The 20,499-nt window shown below is 54.4% G+C and carries 18 protein-coding genes; 13 read left to right on the top strand and 5 right to left on the bottom strand.

Annotation, left to right across the window (positions count from 1 at the left end; all coding sequences use genetic code 11):
* Together R8G34_18315 and R8G34_18310 are read right to left on the bottom strand one after the other, a co-directional pair.
* Nucleotides 1-390, bottom strand: a complete 390-nt coding sequence (locus R8G34_18315; protein MDW3224807.1) for a cytidine deaminase — start codon at nucleotides 388-390, stop codon at nucleotides 1-3.
* 77 nt (nucleotides 391-467) lie between these two features.
* Nucleotides 468-1,559 (bottom strand): cupin domain-containing protein, encoded by a 1,092-nt coding sequence (locus tag R8G34_18310; GenBank protein ID MDW3224806.1) that lies wholly within the window; start codon nucleotides 1,557-1,559, stop codon nucleotides 468-470.
* Nucleotides 1,560-1,743: 184 nt separating this feature from the next.
* Here R8G34_18310 and R8G34_18305 point away from each other — a divergent pair, with 184 nt between their 5' ends.
* The 5 genes from R8G34_18305 to R8G34_18285 all read left to right on the top strand — a co-directional run bounded on the left by R8G34_18305 (nucleotide 1,744) and on the right by R8G34_18285 (nucleotide 7,456).
* Entirely contained in the window at nucleotides 1,744-4,017 is a 2,274-nt protein-coding gene (locus R8G34_18305; GenBank protein ID MDW3224805.1) for an NADP-dependent malic enzyme, read from the top strand.
* Between the two features lie 202 nt (nucleotides 4,018-4,219).
* Nucleotides 4,220-4,486, top strand: a complete 267-nt coding sequence (locus tag R8G34_18300) for a hypothetical protein (GenBank protein MDW3224804.1) — start codon at nucleotides 4,220-4,222, stop codon at nucleotides 4,484-4,486.
* A 263-nt stretch (nucleotides 4,487-4,749) separates the two neighbouring features.
* A complete protein-coding gene (locus tag R8G34_18295) occupies nucleotides 4,750-5,016 on the top strand; it encodes a hypothetical protein (protein ID MDW3224803.1) in 267 nt (88 codons plus the stop codon).
* Nucleotides 5,017-5,173: 157 nt separating this feature from the next.
* Nucleotides 5,174-5,494, top strand: a complete 321-nt coding sequence (locus tag R8G34_18290) for a hypothetical protein (GenBank protein MDW3224802.1) — start codon at nucleotides 5,174-5,176, stop codon at nucleotides 5,492-5,494.
* Nucleotides 5,495-5,563: 69 nt separating this feature from the next.
* Complete coding sequence (locus R8G34_18285) at nucleotides 5,564-7,456, top strand: propionyl-CoA synthetase (protein MDW3224801.1); 1,893 nt, start codon at nucleotides 5,564-5,566, stop codon at nucleotides 7,454-7,456.
* Between the two features lie 609 nt (nucleotides 7,457-8,065).
* On the opposite strand, the gene R8G34_18280 is transcribed toward R8G34_18285, so the two are convergent.
* Complete coding sequence (locus R8G34_18280; protein MDW3224800.1) at nucleotides 8,066-8,275, bottom strand: CsbD family protein; 210 nt, start codon at nucleotides 8,273-8,275, stop codon at nucleotides 8,066-8,068.
* Nucleotides 8,276-8,457: 182 nt separating this feature from the next.
* Here R8G34_18280 and R8G34_18275 point away from each other — a divergent pair, with 182 nt between their 5' ends.
* The 3 genes from R8G34_18275 to R8G34_18265 are packed head-to-tail and all read left to right on the top strand — an operon-like array spanning nucleotide 8,458 to nucleotide 10,018.
* Nucleotides 8,458-8,904 carry a hypothetical protein gene (locus R8G34_18275; GenBank protein MDW3224799.1) on the top strand — a complete coding sequence of 149 codons (447 nt, stop codon included), beginning with the start codon at nucleotides 8,458-8,460 and terminating at the stop codon, nucleotides 8,902-8,904.
* Nucleotides 8,901-9,464, top strand: coding sequence for a hypothetical protein (locus R8G34_18270; protein MDW3224798.1), 564 nt, complete (start codon nucleotides 8,901-8,903; stop codon nucleotides 9,462-9,464). The genes R8G34_18275 and R8G34_18270 overlap by 4 nt, the downstream gene beginning before the upstream one ends.
* Nucleotides 9,464-10,018, top strand: coding sequence for an SCO family protein (locus tag R8G34_18265; GenBank protein ID MDW3224797.1), 555 nt, complete (start codon nucleotides 9,464-9,466; stop codon nucleotides 10,016-10,018). The genes R8G34_18270 and R8G34_18265 overlap by 1 nt, the downstream gene beginning before the upstream one ends.
* Nucleotides 10,019-10,038: 20 nt before the next feature.
* Here the strand turns inward: R8G34_18265 and R8G34_18260 are convergent, their stop codons facing one another.
* Together R8G34_18260 and R8G34_18255 are read right to left on the bottom strand one after the other, a co-directional pair.
* Nucleotides 10,039-11,247: a Coenzyme F420 hydrogenase/dehydrogenase, beta subunit C-terminal domain gene (locus R8G34_18260; GenBank protein MDW3224796.1), complete on the bottom strand. Its 1,209-nt coding sequence runs from the start codon at nucleotides 11,245-11,247 to the stop codon at nucleotides 10,039-10,041.
* Complete coding sequence (locus R8G34_18255) at nucleotides 11,244-12,005, bottom strand: NAD kinase (protein MDW3224795.1); 762 nt, start codon at nucleotides 12,003-12,005, stop codon at nucleotides 11,244-11,246. Before R8G34_18255 ends, R8G34_18260 begins: the two co-directional genes overlap by 4 nt.
* A gap of 218 nt (nucleotides 12,006-12,223) precedes the next feature.
* On the opposite strand from R8G34_18255, the gene glyA reads away from it, so the two are divergent.
* The 5 genes from glyA to R8G34_18230 all read left to right on the top strand — a co-directional run bounded on the left by glyA (nucleotide 12,224) and on the right by R8G34_18230 (nucleotide 20,499).
* Nucleotides 12,224-13,519, top strand: coding sequence for a serine hydroxymethyltransferase (gene glyA, locus R8G34_18250; GenBank protein ID MDW3224794.1), 1,296 nt, complete (start codon nucleotides 12,224-12,226; stop codon nucleotides 13,517-13,519).
* A gap of 2,355 nt (nucleotides 13,520-15,874) precedes the next feature.
* Nucleotides 15,875-16,579, top strand: coding sequence for a GntR family transcriptional regulator (locus R8G34_18245; GenBank protein MDW3224793.1), 705 nt, complete (start codon nucleotides 15,875-15,877; stop codon nucleotides 16,577-16,579).
* Nucleotides 16,569-17,477 carry a dihydrodipicolinate synthase family protein gene (locus R8G34_18240; GenBank protein MDW3224792.1) on the top strand — a complete coding sequence of 303 codons (909 nt, stop codon included), beginning with the start codon at nucleotides 16,569-16,571 and terminating at the stop codon, nucleotides 17,475-17,477. Before R8G34_18245 ends, R8G34_18240 begins: the two co-directional genes overlap by 11 nt.
* Nucleotides 17,474-18,952 carry an aldehyde dehydrogenase gene (locus R8G34_18235; protein ID MDW3224791.1) on the top strand — a complete coding sequence of 493 codons (1,479 nt, stop codon included), beginning with the start codon at nucleotides 17,474-17,476 and terminating at the stop codon, nucleotides 18,950-18,952. Before R8G34_18240 ends, R8G34_18235 begins: the two co-directional genes overlap by 4 nt.
* Nucleotides 18,949-20,499: a trimethylamine methyltransferase family protein gene (locus R8G34_18230; GenBank protein ID MDW3224790.1), complete on the top strand. Its 1,551-nt coding sequence runs from the start codon at nucleotides 18,949-18,951 to the stop codon at nucleotides 20,497-20,499. The genes R8G34_18235 and R8G34_18230 overlap by 4 nt, the downstream gene beginning before the upstream one ends.

Below are 20,499 nucleotides of genomic sequence, written 5' to 3'. Positions count from 1 at the left end.
TCATGAAGCCATATGCGACGAACTGAACTTGCCCGGCAATAACTCACTGATTGTCGTGACTTGCTCTACGCCCGAGGTTGTTGCCATTGTGACGCGAACATCCCCGGCGCCAAACTCAGCCAGTTTCTGCCGGCACCCGCCACAAGGGGTGACCGGCATCGGTGACCCTGCGATCACATAGACTTCTGACAGCACCGTATCGCCCGCAGCGACCATCGCGGCAACCGCACCGGCTTCGGCGCATGTACCTTCTGGATAGGCAACATTTTCAACGTTGCATCCGACATAGACCTTACCTGATACCGCACGGACCGCCGCGCCGACCTTGAACTTGGAGTAAGGCGCGTGAGCGTTTTCGCGCACGGCAGTAGCGGCCTCTCTCAGAGTCATGAACGAACCTTTCAACATGATCTTCAAGCGACAGCGTGTCTCCAGTTGATCAGGTTTGCAAGGGCTGCGCAGAGCAATTATTCCGGGTCAAGTGTTGTGTCGAATACACCGGGCAGTGAAACTTCGAGAAGTTCAATATCTTCTGATGGCTCATTGTACCTCACACGCATCCCCGGTGGAACGACAAATGCGTCGCCAGCCTCGAGAGCAAACGGGGCCCGTCCCTCTCCCTCCAATACCAGACGCCCCTCCATCACGAAGGTAAACAGAATTTCGCCGTTGTGCTTCGTCCACGTGGTCTTTCCCGTCGCCCGGCGCACCACATGAACTCCTGCAACACTGCCGGTATGTGCTGCAATCGCAGTGTCGCGACTTTCAAATCCGGGCAGGCGAAATGGCAACCACTGCGCCGTTTCCGCTTGATGATGCACAAAAGTTTGCCCCGAAAAAACACGGCTCGGATCGGCGGGACCATTGGGCAATTCCATGTCATGATCAATAGTGGTGACATGCTCTGCCGGGACACCAATTTCGATCACTTCAATGTTGTCTGAGGCATATAAAACCCGGTGCCGGATTTGGGGCGGTTGAATCACGCAGTTGCCAGCGTGAAGCCGGAAAGGTTCGCCCTGATCTTCATACACCAGATCAACCCAGCCTCGATAGCAAAAGATCAGCTGAAACCCAACCGTGTGATAGTGCACCATATCCGGCACAGGCCCACCATCCGGGATTCGAATGTGGCTCGCAATGATGGATCCGCCCAACCTGTCGGGAATGAGATCTCTATAATGCATGCCTGCACGCCCTATGACCCAAGGGGCCTGATCCGCCAAACGTCGCACCACGAAACTGTGCACGGTTTCCGGCATGATCAGCGGTTCGTTCAAAGCGACAATATCGATTTGCGTCCCATTGGGAGCGATCAGAGATGTTTGACCCTCTGCAAAATCCGCTGGATCCTCGCACAAAATGCGCATCCGTCCCGGTTCAACATCTGCATCCTTGTCAATTCGCACCCGCAAGCCATGGCCGGAAAACACCGCCACAGATGGATCGTCGGCAGGATAAATCATGTCCATCCTCATCCCCAGCGTTTTGGTAAAAAACGGAATATCGAGACGTAACTCCTGTGTTGGTAGCAGAATCTCAGCTTTGGTTGTGTTCATGTGATCTCCTGAAACTCCTTGCATCCTGCGGCACGGCACCTGGATACACAAGCTTTGGCTAGCCTCTCAAATCGCGGCATCAGCGCGCGTCAAAGAGCGATACAGCGCACGGCAAAAGAGCACCTTGGCGCGACCATCCAAGTCGTTTAACACTAAACTATTCTCTGGGAGGAGCTTTTACTTCATGACTGAATCCAAGAATTTGAGGCAAGCCGCGCTTGACTATCACGAATTCCCAAAGCCAGGAAAACTGGAAATCCGCGCGACAAAACCGCTGGCGAACGGTAGAGATCTGGCGCGCGCATATTCCCCGGGCGTGGCAGAAGCCTGTCTTGAGATCAAGGACGACCCGTCGAGCGCTGCACGTTACACTTCACGCGGTAACCTGGTCGGCGTGGTCAGCAACGGATCAGCCGTACTGGGCCTCGGCAACATCGGTGCGCTCGCCTCCAAACCGGTCATGGAAGGCAAAGCCGTTCTGTTCAAGAAGTTCGCAGGGATCGACTGTTTTGACATCGAAGTCGACGAAACCGACCCCGAGAAGCTAGCAGATATCGTCTGTGCCCTCGGTCCGACATTTGGCGCGATCAACCTCGAAGACATCAAGGCCCCCGATTGTTTCACTGTCGAACGGCTTTGTCGCGAGCGAATGAATATCCCGGTTTTTCATGACGATCAGCACGGAACCGCCATCGTTGTCGGAGCAGCGGTCACGAATGCCCTATATGTTGCAAACAAGAAATTCGACGACATAAAAATCGTCTCAACCGGCGGCGGGGCGGCTGGCATCGCGTGCCTCAACATGCTGCTGAAATTGGGCGTAAAACGTGAAAATGTCTGGCTGTGTGACATTCACGGGCTTGTTTATGAAGGCCGTGAGATCGATATGAACCCCAGCAAATCCGAGTTTGCGCAAGCTTCTGATTTGCGCAGCCTGGATCAGGTGATACCGGGGGCGGATCTCTTTCTGGGGCTGTCGGGCCCCGGCGTATTGAAGCCTGAAATGATATCACAAATGGCAGACCCTCCGATCGTTTTCGCGTTGGCCAATCCGACGCCGGAAATCCTGCCTGATCTCGTACGAGAGGTCGCGCCAAACGCAATTATTGCGACGGGACGGTCTGATTTCCCCAATCAGGTCAACAACGTGCTGTGTTTTCCGTTCATCTTTCGCGGTGCGTTGGATGTGGGGGCGACAACGATCAATGATCATATGGAAATCGCTTGCATCGATGGGATTGCCGAACTGGCCCGCGCGACAACATCTGCCGAAGCTGCCGCCGCCTATCAGGGTGAACAACTGACATTCGGCGCGGAATACCTCATTCCCAAACCCTTCGATCCACGTCTGGTGGGGGTAGTTTCCTCCGCCGTGGCACGCGCGGCGATGGAAACAGGCGTTGCAACGCGACCAATTGACGATCTTGACGCGTATCGCCAGAAACTGGACGGCTCAGTATTCAAATCCGCGCTGCTGATGCGCCCGGTTTTCCAGGCTGCGCGGGCCGCCCCGCGAAAAATTGTCTTTGCGGAGAGCGAAGACGAACGCGTATTGCGTTGCGCACAGGCGGTGCTTGAGGAGACAACGGAAAAGCCAATCCTGATCGGTCGCCCTGATGTCATAGAAACCCGTATTGCGCGGGCGGGATTAACCATTCGTCTGGGCAAGGATGTTGATCTGGTGAACCCGGAAAACGACCCCCGCTACCGTGATTATTGGGAAACCTACCATGAATTAATGGCACGCCGGGGCGCTACACCAGATATTGCGCGCGCAATCATGCGCACCAATACGACCGCCATCGGCGCGGTCATGGTACAGCGGCAGGAAGCCGACAGCCTGATTTGCGGCACATTTGGGGAATTCGGCTGGCATCTCAATTATCTGCAACAGATCCTTGGACGGGATGGGCTCAAGCCTGATGGCGCATTGTCCATGATGATCCTCGAAGACGGTCCTCTTTTCGTCGCGGATACCCAAGTGCATCTACATCCTGATCCTGAACAGATCGCAAAAATCGCCATCGGTGCTGCCCGACATGTGCGTCGCTTTGGGATCGAACCCAAAGTTGCCTTCTGCTCGCAATCTCAGTTTGGCAATCAAGGTGAAGGAACCGGGGGGCGCCTGCGCGCGGCCATCCGACTGCTGGACGCACAGGGGCATGACTTTTGTTATGAAGGTGAAATGAACATCGACACCGCCCTCGATGCAGATCTGCGCGCCCGTGTTATGCCGTCCAATCGCATGGAAGGACCGGCCAATGTACTGGTTTTTGCCCATGCTGACGCTGCCTCTGGGGTGCGAAATATCCTGAAAATGAAGGGCGGTGGGCTTGAAGTCGGACCCATTTTGATGGGCATGGGGAACAAGGCACACATCGTATCGCCCTCCATCACGGCGCGCGGACTTCTTAACATGTCGGCGATAGCGGGCACTCCTGTGGATCACTATGGTTGATCGTTGAATGTCCAGCTGCGGGGCGGAGGGCTGGGCTTACAAAGAACAGTCATGCAAATTCGAGATGTCGCAACAAAGATCGCGCATGGAAGGGGAGAACTTGTTGCAAGTTTTGGTTGAATTCACCAAAATTGAACCCAACTCAGTCCTAGAGCGTGGGAGCCGTAGATGCCTAACGCAACCCGATTGACTGGAGCACATAATGTCAGGAAAACTCCAATTTCTCTGCGTCGTTGGTGCAATTGCTCTGAGCGGCTGCGCCTCGGTAACGAGCGAAACCTTCAGCACAGTGGTTTTGGAAGGCCGTTCATATGAGCTGCGCACACGCACAATAGACGGGCCCAACGGACCATATGAGACATCAAGTGTGCAGGTGCGAGGATCCTATTACCTTTGCAAACCCGACAGCCCTGGCGATTGTGAAGCTGCGATCAGAGAAGGTCGGAAGAGCAGTTCGGACAATGACTGATCTTGCCATCGTCACTGTTTGGCATCCCTTAATACACACTTGAACGCGAGTGTCCTGCGTCTCGCAGGCTACGTTGATATACTTGAGAGGCAATCGGGAAACGATCTGTCGCCGAATGCGATACGTGTTGCGCATTTAATTTCACTGCGCGCCAATTTGGGTTGATGACAAAACAGACTACACTTGGTTTTGATTTCACCCTGCCAACACCTTATAGTAGGTACTGAAAAACAGTCAGGCCAATACCTCGAACGGAGTGTGTCGTGATCAAAAAACTGGCAATGTTTCCGCTGGCGGCCCTTGTTGCACTGAGCGCATGCGGTACCATTACGAACGAGACCTACAGTACGATCGTCGTGGATGACGACACTTACAAAATCCGCACGCGCACAATTGACGGCGCTAATGGCACCTATCAGACCTCCAGCGTGCAGGTATACGGTCTCCACTATCAATGCTTGCCCGAGAGTAAAGGCGATTGCGAGGCCGCCGTGCGCGAAGGATTGGACGCACCAATTGACCGATTTTAGGTTTCAGTGCGAAGCAATGCTTTGACACATCAAGCAAATGGCCGCGCATACGATGAAGTCGACAAATTTTGTCTTGTTTAGTCTCAGAAGCCGAAACGCGCACAATGGGTGTCTTGTGACTTAATGTGCTTTAAAAAGGACGGACCTTCTGATGCGAATGACGTGGATTTTTGTGACCATCACAACGCTCCTCATCCTCACAGGATGCACCACTCTCAGCAGTCGGACCCAGGGCACCATTGCCGTCGATGGTAAAACCTATCCAACCATCGTGCGTGCATTCAGAACCGGCAACGACGCCAATGCGGAGACCTTTGCCACCACAACCATTTCGCTTGGGGCATTGCGTGTAAGCTGCACGCCGGGGGAACAGCAGAAATGTGCAAAGATTGTGCGTCGCGCTGAACGTGGTGAGGCCCGCAGTGCGGCAGAAGGCTCTGGTGACGCAAATATTTACACCTTGCCTTTCGGGCTTTGAACGCCCCCTCTTGCGGTCAGCCCTGCGCGACGGCTAAACCAAGACACGTCGTAGGGCCGGGAGGGACAAATGGGCTACAAAGAAACATATGCTGCCAGCATGGCAGATCCGGAAACATTCTGGATGAATGCCGCAAAAGCGATCCACTGGACCAAAGCTCCCAGCAAGGCACTCTTTGATCGCGGCGATGATCTTTACGAATGGTATGCTGATGGGTTGACCAATGGGTGTTACAACGCTGTAGATCGCCATGTCGCAGATGGGCGCGGCGACCAGATCGCCATTATCCATGACAGCCCGATCACAGACACCAAATCCAGCATTTCTTATGCCGAATTGCAAACGCGTGTCGCCTCACTGGCCGGGGCGCTCGTCGCGCAAGGCGTGACCAAAGGCGACCGTGTCATCATCTATATGCCAATGGTGCCGGAAGCGCTGGAAGCGATGCTCGCTTGTGCGCGCATCGGCGCCGTGCATTCGGTCGTCTTCGGCGGTTTTGCGGCGAATGAGCTGGCCGTTCGTATAGACGATTGCAAACCAAAGGCGATCCTTGCCGCTTCCTGCGGGCTGGAACCGGGGCGTGTGATCCACTACAAACCCCTGCTGGACGGCGCAATTGAACTTGCCAATCACAAACCACAGATCTGTCTGATCCTCCAACGGGAGCAGGAGCGCGCCGATCTGAAAACCGGGCGCGATCTCGACTGGCATGCAGCACAAGAAGGCGTGACCCCTGCCGATTGCGTACCCGTCGAGGGCAATCATCCAGCCTATATCCTTTATACGTCTGGCACCACAGGCGCGCCAAAAGGTGTGGTGCGCCCGACAGGCGGGCATCTGGTAGCGTTGAACTGGACGATGAAAAACATCTACCAATGCGATCCGGGTGACGTCTTTTGGGCGGCTTCCGATGTGGGCTGGGTCGTGGGTCACAGTTACATCTGTTACGCGCCGTTGATCCATGGAAACACCACGATTGTGTTTGAGGGCAAGCCAGTCGGCACGCCGGACGCAGGCACGTTCTGGCGGGTGATTTCCGAGCATAAAGTGCGCAGTTTCTTTACCGCGCCAACTGCAATCCGTGCGGTTAAACGCGAAGATCCAAAGGGGGTCGAACGCCAGAAATATGACCTTTCCTGCCTGCGCGCTCTCTATCTTGCAGGGGAGCGCGCAGACCCGGATACAATTGAGTGGGCCGGCGATATTCTTGGTGTTCCCGTCTATGATCACTGGTGGCAAACCGAGACGGGCTACACAATCGCAGGCAACCCTGCCGGTCTTGAAGCTTTGCCTGTCAAAATCGGCTCTCCGACCGTGGCCATGCCGGGGTTTGATGTGCAAATTCTGGACGAAGCAGGACATCCGCAAAAACCCGGTGAATTGGGCGCGATCGCCATCAAGCTGCCTTTGCCGCCAGGTACGTTGCCAACACTCTGGAATGCAGCCGACAGGTTTCGCAAAAGCTATCTGACTGCATTTCCGGGGTATTATGAAACCGGCGACGCCGGCATGATCGACTCAGACGGGTATCTATATATCATGGCGCGCACGGATGACGTGATCAACGTGGCCGGGCATAGATTGAGCACAGGCGCGATGGAGGAGGTGCTCGCAGCACATCCCGACGTCGCGGAATGCGCGGTGGTCGGCGTTTCAGATCAGCTAAAAGGGCAATCGCCACTGGGTCTTTTGTGCCTCACAAAGGGTGTAACCCGCCCCCATTCTGAAATATCGTCAGAATGCGTGAAACTCGTGCGTGAAAAGATCGGGCCTGTGGCGGCGTTTAAGAACGCGCTTGTGATAGATCGCTTACCGAAAACAAGATCTGGCAAAATTCTGCGGGCAACCGTGGTCAAGATCGCTGACAATCAAGACTTCAAAATGCCCGCCACCATCGACGATCCTGCCATTCTGGACGAGATCAAGGTGGCGCTGCAAACGATTGGCTATGCGCAGGGATAGGCTGACAAATCATCCCCAACAGGCCATTGCCTCTGACCGGTAGGGTCCGGTTATGGGCGGATCTTCTGAGCGTGCGACTGCAGGTTCCTTGTTTGGTTAAACTTACAAGCGGGGCCTGACGTCGGTGTATCAGGCGCAGATTATGAAGCTGACGTCCAGTTGCGGCCGGTGCCAAGAGTGGGCGTCAGACGTGAAGTTACTTCGGCCCGATAAAAGTCACCGGTATTTGCTATCTCTATAAATCAAACTGATCGACCAGAAGCAGTGGGCCGGTGTTTCACTTTTTCCTTTGCCGAATTCGTGGTTATTGAGCCCATGCTTGTCGCAATGGGGCTGAACGAGACAGTTACTTTTCAAACCTCAACAAGAAAAGCTAAGTGCTTCTTGCCCCCAGCGGGTAACTCAATTTCGGGCGAGGTTCAGCGCCCACGCCAGGTAAATCTTGACCCACAATTCTTTTGCGCCGGGATCAGGTTTTCATTTGTCTGGTCTGTAAGTGTCGGGCACTTCAATTGATCTCGATTTCCGGTATCGGTGACTATTTGGCATAAAAAAGGCGGCTCCCGTGATTGGGAACCGCCCTTTGAAAATCAGTCGCTCCGATATCGTTCAAGCGGCCGATTTAGCCTCTGCAACAAAACTGTCGATCTGCCGCTCCGCTTCGTCTTTGGCAATGCCGTAGCGCTCTTGAATGAGGCCCACAAGCTGCTCGCGGTCGCCCTCGACCTGATCAAGTTCGTCGTCGGTCAATTCGCCCCATTTGGATTGAATTTGGCCGGACATTTGCTTCCAGTTGCCTTTAATTACGTCCCAGTTCATTGGTCTCTCCTTCGCAAGTTGATCTCATTGAACCAAACACATGTGTTTCACGTGTTCTTGCGGGGTTAACGCCAGCTAAATGCGAAAGGTTCCGTAAAAAAGTGATCAGTGCGGGCTCGAAGGCGCATTGATTGCGCCGACAAGCCCGCCTAGGCTTGTGCCACCCAGATGGAGGTTGTGAAGTGCGAAGCATTCTATCCCTAGTGTTAACCTGTCTTGCCCTGCCCGGATGGGCCGCCAGCGAAGGCACCCGTATTCAGGTCACAGGTGAGATCATCGACACGTGGTGTTATTACTCCGGTGTCATGGGGGGGCCAGATGCTGTTGTTGGGTCTGGTCATCATACGTGCGCGCTTTGGTGTTCGGCCGGTGGCATTCCAGTGGGGTTGCTGGCGGAAGACGGCACCGTCTATACCGTGCTCAAAATTGCGCAGGATGCTGAGTCTGCAAGCGGAGATACGCAACTGAGCCTTGCCGCCCATACGGTCACAGCCGATGCCATGCTCTATGAACGCGATGGCCTAAAATATCTGGTGGTCAATGAGGTGGTCAGCGATATGGATATCGTAAATCCAACCCATGAAGACTATGGCACAATCCCCTCGTTTTCATTCCCGGAGCCGAAATGATGCGGAAACTGATCTTGATACTGGCTCTCATGGCCAGCCCGCTCGCCGCACAGGACTTTTCCGAAACCTCAGAGGCTAAATCTTGGAACCTCTATGGAGAAGTTCCCGCGCGCTTTAAAGCCAAGGTCGTCGATGTGCTGTGTGAACTGACCGGCGACTGCGCTGCAAATTGTGGGCAGGGTAAGCGCCAGCTCGGTCTGATCCGAACGGCTGACGATGTCATGGTGCTGGCCATGAAAAACAGTCAAGCGGCGTTTACCGGTGCTGCCGAAGAACTCGCCCCCTATTGCAATCAGGTGATCGAGGTGGATGGCCTGATGATCGAGGACGAAGACGTCGGCGCGTCCAACATCTATCTGGTACAACGCATCAAGTCAGGTGATGCGGATTGGATCAAGGCAAACAGCTGGACCAAAAAATGGGCTGCTAAATATCCTGAGGCCAAAGGCAAAGGTCCCTGGTTTCGCCGCGATCCGCGTATCAAATCCATCATTGCCTCAGAAGGATATTTGGGCTTGGGCCTTGAGGCCGACGACACATATGCAGAAGAGAATTTTTGATGTGGCGCGCAGCACTGGTTTTTCTAGTCGCAGGAACAGCCCAGGCTGAAAACCCACTACCTTTTGACCTCGGTGGACCGTACGCACTGGTGGATCAATACGGCGACACGCGCACACAGGCTGACCCAGATGGCCGCGCGCAGCTTTTGTTTTTTGGCTATGCAAACTGCCAGAATATCTGTTCAGCGGCCCTGCCCCTCATGGCGGATGTTGTGGACATATTGAACGCCGAAGGAATTTCGATCACTCCGGTTATGATCACCGTCGCGCCGGATCAGGACCGCGTAGAGACAATGGGTGCGCCTTTGGCCGTTGTTCACGAAGACTTCATCGGCTTGACTGGGGATGAGAACGCGTTGCAAACGGCCTATGATGCTTTTTCCGTTGAAGTCGAACCGCTTTTTCAGGATCCGGAATACGGATGGATCTACTCGCATGGCAGCTTTGTGCATTTGCTCGACGCGTCAGGGGAAATGCTGACGCTCTTGCCACCTATTCTGGATACCGATCGCACGGCCGAGATCGTGCGCGCGTATCTGGCGCCGCAAGGTTAAGGGCGGCGCGGGTTCGAAGCTTATTTCTTTTTCTGATCGTTTTCGCCGGTTTGGGGCGTTAATCCATATGGTTTTGCGATAGCCCAAACATGTTGGGGGATCATATTCTTCATCTTGGCCGGGGCTTCGCGTCGCAAATGCAGGATCGCTTCGGCGGCCTTCATCTCCAGACGTGCGCGCGCAAACTCAAGCCCACGCGGACCCACACGCGGTTGTAGCCAACTGACAATTGGGCGCAACCAGTCGGGCATCCGGCGCAAAGGCAGGCCGCCGGCCGCTCTTTCGGTATTGGCAACAAATCCGCGTACTGCGCCTGCGCGCTTGCCGGCTGTGCCCAGCGCACTCAGTCTGATATCGCCTGCGAGGGTTTCAAGCATCTGCGCACCGCGCGCGTTGCGCACGATAAGCCATTGTTCCCCCTGCCCTCCCATATAGCCAACAGTAATATCTGCCAATGCATTGGTGTAATCCACACAGCTGCGGCAGGTCAGTGGAAAGAAATCACGGGGCAGGTCTGAAATGGGCAGCGACAAAAAGGGGATCAGGCGCGTCCGACCATCCAAATAGCGCAGTTCGACTTTGAAATCAGTGCGAAATTCCAGATATGTTATTGAAGCAGGGTCTTCTTCCAACAAGCCGAGAAAGTGGTGAAAATTTTCGGTTGTGGTGTTGTCCGAGCAGGGCGTCCCGATCACGAAAAGCCGGTCCAAGCCGAGGTCGGCTTCCAAAGCACGCAGGGCGTAAATCTGACAAGGGATTCCGATCACAGCCAGACGTGTTAGCCCCTGCGCCTGCGCCGTTTCAAGAAGTGCCAGTAATGGCGCGTATCCCATGCGCATGCCGCGCGCCTTGGCCATGTCCTGCGGTTCGGTGATCAGCGCCGGTTTGGGCCGCCAGACGTCTGCCGGGTCCGGCACCATGGTCAAAACGGCCTCAACCTCTTTGGTTTCCAACAACCGCGCGCCCAGCGAAGTCGTGATGCCGGTCCATTGCGCGCCAGGTTTGGGCGCGATCATCTCGGCGCGGTACATAGCCTGAAAAGGTCCAAAGAACGTCTCGTCCCCATGTCGTCGGGCGCGCCCGTGCACCTGGGTTTCAAAACGCGGGTAATCCGGCGCAATGAACTGACAAGCCCGTCCGCAGGCTTTGGCGTCTTTCATCCGCGATACGCCACAATCCGTGCAAAGCCCGCGCGGTTCGGCGGGTCCAATGGCGGGCGTCTGGATCACGTAAACTGCTCGTTGATCAAGCGTTCTTCAAGCCCATGACCGGGATCGAACAAAATACGGTGCACCGTACTTGGATCTGACCTGATTTCCACGCTTGTCACCCCCATCACCGAATTGGCATCGGCTTCAGCCATAACGGGGCGCTTTTCCGCCTCCAGCACGTCAAAGCGTACCACAGCCTTTTTCGGCAGTAAGGCGCCACGCCAGCGGCGTGGGCGAAAAGCGCTCATGGCCGTGAGCGCCAACACTTCCGAACCAATGGGAATAATCGGGCCATGCGCTGAATAATTATAGGCCGTCGACCCGGCAGGTGTGCTGACCAACGCGCCGTCACAGACCAGTTCCTGCATCCGCAACCGCCCATCTACGGTAATTTTCAGCTTCGCCGCCTGTGGACCTGCGCGCAACAAAGAGACCTCGTTTATGGCGAGCGCTTGAGTCACAGATCCATCTGTCCGGGTTGCTGTCATACTGAGAGGGTTGAGCCCCGCCTCCTCGGCGGCTTGAAGTCTTTCCGGCAAATCCGTTTCTGAATAGGTATTCATCAAAAACCCGATGGTACCTCGGTTCATACCATAAACTGGTTTTTTCAAGTTTTCTACATCATGCAAAGTTTGCAGCATGAAACCATCACCCCCCAGAGCAACAATAATGTCTGCGTCTTCAAGTGGCACATTTCCATAGCGCGTGATCAATGCGGCACGCGCCGTCTGCGCCACCTCGGCGCGGCTGGCGGTAAATGCGATCTTAGGGGTCATCTGTATTCCGATCCGCGACTTTATGATCCGAAACAATCACATATCGCTCGCCATGGCCAGCTTTGCACCGATACCACCTTTCGGCTGGATTGCGCCGGATCACGCGGCACCGTATCAAGGCCGCATAGAATAAATCAAAGGTTGCTTTACACTCTTTGCGGGCGGCTTACTTTCCGTTAGGAATTCGCAACTTTGCTCACTCGATAGGGAGACCGCTCATGAATGCCCCGCACCGTGCCCCCGGCTTTTTCACCAAGTCGCTGGCTGAAAGCGATCCTGAAATTTTTGCCTCAATCACCGATGAGTTGGGGCGCCAGCGCGACGAGATCGAACTGATCGCATCTGAAAATATTGTATCTGCCGCTGTGCTCGAAGCGCAGGGGTCGATCATGACCAACAAATACGCCGAAGGATATCCCGGGCGTCGGTATTATGGTGGGTGCCAATTTGTCGATGTGGCCGAAGAACTGGCGATTGAGCGTGCGTGCAAGCTGTTTCAGTGCGGGTTTGCAAACGTGCAGCCCAATTCGGGGTCACAGGCAAACCAAGGTGTCTTTCAGGCGCTTTTGCAGCCGGGCGATACCATTCTGGGCATGTCCCTGGATGCGGGTGGCCACCTAACCCACGGCGCAAAGCCCAACCAGTCCGGTAAGTGGTTCAATGCCATTCAGTACGGTGTGCGCAAAGAAGACAATCTGCTCGATTATGATCAGGTCGAGGCTCTGGCGAAAGAGCATCAGCCCAAGATGATCATTGCGGGTGGTTCTGCCATCCCGCGCCAGATCGACTTTGCAAAAATGCGCGCAATTGCCGATATGGTCGGGGCCTATCTGCATGTCGACATGGCGCATTTTGCCGGCCTTGTTGCGGCTGGTGAGCACCCTTCCCCCTTTCCACACGCGCATGTGGCAACGACCACGACCCATAAGACATTACGCGGACCACGTGGCGGTATGATCCTGACCAACGACGAAGCGCTGGCCAAGAAATTCAATTCCGCCATTTTTCCGGGCATTCAAGGCGGCCCCCTGATGCATGTCATCGCAGGCAAAGCCGTGGCTTTCGGCGAAGCACTGCAGCCAGGGTTCAAAGACTACATCAAACAGGTCATCCTCAATGCTCAGGCCCTCAGCGATCAACTGATCAAGGGCGGTTTGGACACCATCACGCATGGCACGGATACGCATGTTCTGCTGGTGGATCTGCGACCCAAAGGCGTTAAGGGGAATGCCACCGAAAAGGCCTTGGGGCGCGCTCACATTACCTGCAACAAGAACGGCGTGCCGTTTGATCCTGAAAAACCAATGGTTACATCGGGAATTCGGCTGGGATCACCTGCGGGCACGACGCGCGGGTTCGGAGAGCCTGAATTCCGCCAGATCGCAGATTGGATCATCGAAGTCGTCGACGGGCTTGCGGCAAACGGTGAAGAAGGCAATGCAGCCGTGGAGGCTAAGGTAAAAGCAGACGTCAAAGCGATGTGTGCTCGTTTCCCGATGTACCCCAATCTCTGACCCAAGGCTTATGGGGCCTCCTAAACTCGCTGGCGGTGCGAAGCGTGGCGTCTTCGTCACACAAACCTGACTGCAGCCTTGTGGCGGAAGCAATCATTCGCGCCCGTCATCCTCTAAATCGGGGCCCTCATATTGTTACCGAAATCCTTTTGCGCTGACCTTTATTGTCGCGAGAGGATTTCACTCCTTTCAAATGAAAATCGCAGCCCGAGAATTGCCAGTATGTGTTAAGAATACTGAGCCGTCTCGCTGATCATCAGCAATGCGCGTGGTGACTTGAGACCCTCATGAACCACTTGATTATTCGGGTGCCTCGAAACGGCGTCACACTAATCTGAAGACGTCGGACGGTTGAGACAATGCATATCCGGCGCAGCCAAAAGGAGCTGGTTTCCCCGGGTCTTTTTCGCTTGATGTTTGACGAGAGGTTCAGAGCTAGCCGCAAAGCCTTTGACTTTTGTTTCGATCGACTCGCCACAGGTTCTCTTCAGAGAACGTCATGCCCTCTTAAATTCCAACGCCTTTCCTGATTAATGGTTTTTTTGACCGCAGTTAATACGTTCATGCAATTGCGATGAACACGCAAAGCGGCACCTTGTTGATGGCGCGAGTACCAGCGTCATGCGCATCACCGCACCGCTCGGGTAGGAAACTGATTGTGCAGCGAGTTCCAGTCCAGGCACCTTCAGCGCGGCTGACATTGTATCTGTTGAAACGCAGACATGATCGCTCCAAAACTCGTAGTGCCGGCTGCTATTTGGGCGCTAAAAGACAAAGAATACGTTAGCGCTTGGGCAAATCGGTTCGGCTTTAATTTGTTTCAAGCAACTTCAACACATCATTGCACAGCAATCGATCAATGGAAGTCCGTGGCATGGGTAGGCCACGTGAGCGCGGTGGTTATCAATCGTCTGGTATCGATAGTTACTGTATTGAGACTAATTTGGAGATCGACTTGCTATTCGATGACCAACAATGCCCCTGTGAGCAGTTCCAATCGAAAGCGGCTTTACAGCGCAACCCAGTTTCGTCGGGACAGCAAACAGGGGCATTGTTTTGGTCAGTTTCAAAAGCGAGCCGTGAATGGTCGAGCCAGAGAGTGTAACTGACGTTGTTGCCACTTTTCTTGCTGCCGAAGGAAACAATTTGCGCCGGCTAGGCCTTGGGGGATCTACCTTGTTGATGTCGGCGAGTTTGACATCTGAGCAATGCATCCCGTTTTGCCAGAAGCTTGTTTGACGCCGGTTTCGGCCAAGCGGCCCGGACAGAAGTGCGGTTTGATCCGATCAAGGTTAGGAATGTCGCTATGGTTTTCTGCACGGTCAACAGATTGACACCAGTCTAACGCCGGGTAACGACCAGACTTTCATCACCGAGAAATACCTTTCCAGTGGAAGTATCGACGTCAACGCCGGCGTTACTGAACGGTCTGCAAATGTTGACATTGGGTTGCCCGCCGCCCAAAAAAATTTTTAAATACAACCGCTCAGGGGTGTCGCGATGTTAAACACCGGTAGTTTCGTTATCGCTTGCAAGAAAATGATCACGGCGGGCGCAATATCGCGTTTTCCGTCCAAACATCGACCAATACCAATGTCGTTTTTGCAAGGACCATCACAGCCGCGAGCAATGACGAGCGACTCGCAAGACTCCCCGGGAGTGATATGTCAATGCAGATGCTCCAACCAACATGGCAACTTTCACGACAAACTTGGGCGCGTGCAATCCACGTGGCCGTACTTGGTCAAGCGGAAAATAACTGCATTCTCCGATTCACTGGCAATGACAATCTCTACAGGGGAGACGGTGACAATACGCTGAGCGGTGGCGATCAACGCAGTTGGCGGGGATAACCCAATCTTTGACGGGGCCGGAAAAGAAATCCAGATCGGTAGTGCAGGAGGCGAGCTGCGGGAAAGCAGCATTGGAAACACCGTGAAGCGTGTCGGTGACTGTGCTGGACCCAATGTTTGTCCGTGACGATGATGACTCAAGGGCCGGGTCCGCCAGCGATCCCAAGTTGGCAAGAGGCAAACGGGATGACGCGCTGATGGGTTCTTGCAAACGGGCAAGGGATTATAACCAAAGCGCTGTTTTGTTGTCTTTCACGTCAGCCGACGCACCACATCTCCGGACGTGTTTGAACCCTTGCGAGCTCGACCTTCGTTGTGCATGTCCAGTGCTTAACAGACTCACCGCCTAAGCTTTGGCCGCCCTTTGCTCGCCAGACCCGGCAACCGATCCTTGGAAAGTCGCTGTTTCTTCTGAAGAGCTTTTTTCCACTGCAGGCGAAGCAGAATGCGCGTTGACCCAATTTGTATTTTATTTGTATACAATTCATATAGGAGAAAAATTTTGTCAAAACACAAAAAATCTTTTTGCGAGGCTGATCTGCGAGCTCGCATTCTGACGCAAGCCATCCCGCCCGGCGCGGATCTCGATGAAGCAAGTCTGGCCGAGGAATACGGCATTTCCAGAACGCCGCTGCGCGAAGTTTTGCACCGCTTGGCGGGAGGTGGATTTGTGCGTCTCGAAGAGAACCGCGGGGCGAAGGTTGAATCCATGGATTTTGGAACACTGCGCGTGTTTTTTCAGACTGCGCCGCTGATTTATTGCTCTATCGCACGTCAAGCGGCAGAAAACCGATCCGCGCGACAAATTTTAAAACTCAAAGACATCCAACTTGAATTCTCAAAGGCCGCCAAGAACGGAGACGCAGCAATCGCGGGCCTGCTCAATCACGACTTTCACGAACAGATCGGGAATATGGCGCAGAACCCATATCTCTTCGCCGGGCTCAAACGCATGCTGGTTGATCACACACGTCTCAGCCAAACTTTTTTTGCACCGCAGTCTCCGGCAGATGAGACTCGCGTGAACAAAGCGATTGAACAGCATGATGCGATGATTTCGGCCATCGAAAGACGCGAGTTGACCTTGGCAACTGATTTGACACTTCAACACTGGGATCTGTCACGTGACCAGCTAGAGAAATACGTCCGACCGGATCCGCTTCCTTTGGATGTGATCTCGCTGAAAGACAGACGTCATGCACTTTGAGGGCATCTATACTCCCATCGTCACGCCCTATTTTGAGGATTTTTCCTGCAATGAGGCCGCTCTCGCGCAAACCGTCGAACACCTGATTGACAGCGGTGTACATGGGATCATCGTGGCTGGATCCACAGGCGAATATTACGCCCAGACAGAAGAAGAGCGTATCTGGATGATGAATCGCTGCGCTGATCTCATAAACCGTCGAGTGCCAATGGTTGTCGGCACGGGAGCCATCCGTACAGAAGACAGTATTCGTTTGGCGCAGGCAGCCAAAGCAGCCGGTGCTGACGCATTGTTGATTGCGACACCGCCCTATGCCTATCCAACGGGTCGTGAGATTGCGTTGCATGCTTTGGCCATAGATCGCGCCGCGAACCTTCCGGTGCTGCTGTACAATTATCCCGGCCGCATGTCAGTCAATATGGACGAGGAAACACTGGATCGACTTGGTCGTTCTCCCAATTTCTGCGCGATCAAGGAAAGTTCTGGTGACATCAATCGGGTTCACATGTTGGCGCGAGATTACCCTCATATCGCGCTGAGTTGTGGCATGGATGACCAGGCTCTTGAGTTTTTCGCATGGGGCGCGCGGTCTTGGGTCTGTGCAGGGTCCAATTTCGCGCCTGAAGCTCATATCGCCCTGTACACGGCCTGCGCTTTGGAGGGTGATTTCACGAAGGGTCGGGCCATCATGTCGGCCATGCTGCCTCTGATGAGCGTGCTGGAGCAGGGCGGCAAGTTCGTTCAATGCATCAAATATGGATTGACCCTGCGCGGCATTGACGCGGGCCCACCGCGCAAACCGCTGCAACCTCTCAATAAAGACGACAAACGTCAATTGGCCGAGGTCATTCGCACCATGAACACCACAATTTCAATGATCACCGGAAAGGCGATATGAGCGATTTACTGACCCACGCCGAATATCAGGCGATTGCCCAAAGCCTGGACCTCCCCAAAACGCCCTTCATTGACGGCAAGTACCGCGCAGGAAGCGGCAAGGTTTTTGCAGCAATTAACCCTGCGACTGGCGAAAATCTGGCTGATATCTCAGGATGCAATGCGGAAGACGTTGACTTTGCAGTGGAAAAAGCGCGTGCAGCCTTTGAACAAGGGCATTGGTCAAAGCTGCATCCGTCAGAGCGAAAAGATGTTCTGATCCGTTTGTGCAAACTGATCACGCGCAACCGTCGCGAATTGGCCGTGATGGAAAGCCTCGACAGCGGCAAACCAATTCTGGATTGCGAAACCATTGATGTTCCCGAAACAATCCACTGCATCAAATGGCACGCAGAGGCCGCTGACAAGATTTATGGTCAAACCGGCCCGAATGGGGATGACGCGATCTCGATGATTGTGCGCGAACCCATTGGTGTCGTGGCCGCCGTTTTGCCTTGGAATTTTCCGCTGATGATGATGGCCTGGAAAATTGGGCCCGCGTTGGCGGCAGGGTGTTCGGTGATCGTCAAACCGGCTGAACAGACATCATTGACCGCGTTACGGGTGGCCGAATTGGCCCATGAAGCCGGCGTACCACGTGGCGTTTTGCAAGTCTTGCCAGGGGATGGCCCCGATACGGGCGCACCGCTCGGATTGCATATGGATGTGGATATGGTCAGCTTCACGGGCTCAACAGAAACCGGCAAACGTTTCTTGCGCTATGCGGCAGACAGCAACCTCAAGAAGGTGGTTTTGGAATGCGGTGGCAAGAACCCTGCTGTGGTTTTTGACGATGCGGAAAACCTCGATTCCGTTGCCGGACATGTGGTCAATGCGGCGTTCTGGAACGCAGGTCAGAATTGTTCCGCCACTTCGCGGTTGATTGTCCATAAAAATGTCAAGGCACCCCTGATGAAACGGATCGAGGCGCGGTTGCGGGATTGGCAAACCGGGGATCCGCTAGATCCGGGCATACATATCGGTGCCTTAATCGACGCGGAGCATTGCGAAAAGGTGCGCAGTTTTCTGGAAAAGAAAGATAAAGGCACCGGGCCGTTTGTGTCGCCGGTGATCTATCATGTCGCCAAGGATGATCCAAAAGCAAAGAACGAAATTTTTGGACCGGTCCTTAGCGTGATTGACGCCGCATCAAATGACGAAGCCATCGAGATCGCCAATCAGACCGAATACGGGCTCTCAGCCAGCGTGTTCACCGCCAACACCCGCAACGCCATTCGTGCCGCACGCGACATAAGAGCAGGCACTGTCACGGTGAATTGCTATGGCGAAGGTGATATTTCGACACCGTTCGGGGGGTACAAACAATCCGGTTTTGGGGGGCGCGACAATGGCATTCATGCCCACGATCAATTTACAGAATTGAAAACGATTTGGATCGATCTGACCGATCCGTCCGAAGGAGACGCTGTCGAATGAACGTTGAAGCCGTAGGAAAAACCCGGCGTGGACGCGGTGCGCGCAAGGCAGTGCGTCAAAAACGCGACATCAATATGCTGCCCGCACTGAAACGTGGTATTCCTCTGGTGGAGCCCATGAGTGCAGAGCAAGTCGCACGGATTGACGGCGCATCCCTTGCCATACTCGAAGATGTTGGTGTCGTTTTTCGCGATCCTGTAGCGCTCGCGGACTGGAGACGTGCCGGCGCTGATGTGCGTGGTGAAACCGTGCATCTGGATCGTGGCCTGATCCGCGAATTGATCCGCTCCATCCCGGCAAGCTTTACTTATAACGCGCGTAACCCGGTAAATAACCTGCCCTTTGGCAATGACCACTCGATCTTTGTGCCGATGACAGGGGCTCCCTATCTGCGCGACCTCGATGACAAACGTCGCAACCCTACGCTTGATGATCTCGCAAATTTCCACAAACTCAGCCATATGCTGCCTGCGATCCATTCGTCCGCGCATCATATTGTCGAACCTTACGACCATCCGATCAGCCAACGACATTTACGCATCACCTATTCATCGATGAAGCACTCGGACAAGACGTTCATGGGCATGACCACCAGCCCCAAGAACGCGGAGGACGTTATGGAGATGTGCGCTATTCTGTTTGGCCAGGAGTTCATGATGAACAACCCGGTTGTGACAGGTAATTGCAATGGCAACTCGCCTCTGGTCTGGGATGAAACCATGCTCGGCGCGATGCGTGCTTTCGCAAGATACAATCAACCTGTGCTGTGCTCACCCTTTGTCCTGGGGGGGGCCAACACACCTGCTGGTGTGGCACCCACCGTGGCGCAGTTGAACGCCGAAGCGCTGAGCGGTTTGGCCTACACGCAAGTCGTCCAGAAGGGCACACCCGCAATCTATGGGCATTACCTTTCCACCGTTTCAATGAAGTCTGGTGCTCCGATGGCGGGCACGCCCGAGATCAGCCTGATGAACATGATGATTGGCCAGATGGCACGGTATTATGACGTTCCGTGGCGGACCTCGAACACGTTGGGTGGTGCCAAGACCTTTGATGCACAAGCGGGATATGAAAGTGCCAGCACGATGATGGCTGTGCTGATGTCGGGCGCAAACTACATTTGGCACTCGGCTGGATGGAACGAAGCAGGTATGCACTGTTCGATGGCGAAATTCATCGTGGACGCGGAGCAATGCGCCATGGGCCACCGGATGGTTTCAGGTATCAATTGGAACGATTTCGAAGAGGCGTTGCAGGCCGTGCGCGACGTTGGCCCTGGCGGGCACTATCTTGGGCATCCACATACCTTGGAAAACTTCCAACAGGCGTTTTTCATGCCTGAAATGTTTGACAACAATTCTATCGAGCAATGGGAGGCGGATGGTGCTGTGGAGATCAATAAGCGTGCACTCACAAGGGCGCGTGATCTGCTCAATGAATATGAGGAACCCAAACTTGATCCAGCAGTAGATGAGGCGCTGCTAGACTATATTGCGCGCAGGGAACGTGAAATACCCCCCGCAGACGCGTTGAATCAGGACCACTAG

It is taken from the genome of Paracoccaceae bacterium (genome assembly GCA_033344815.1).
Lineage (GTDB): Bacteria > Pseudomonadota > Alphaproteobacteria > Rhodobacterales > Rhodobacteraceae > Roseobacter.
This window is presented reverse-complemented; position numbering and strand designations above follow the sequence as displayed.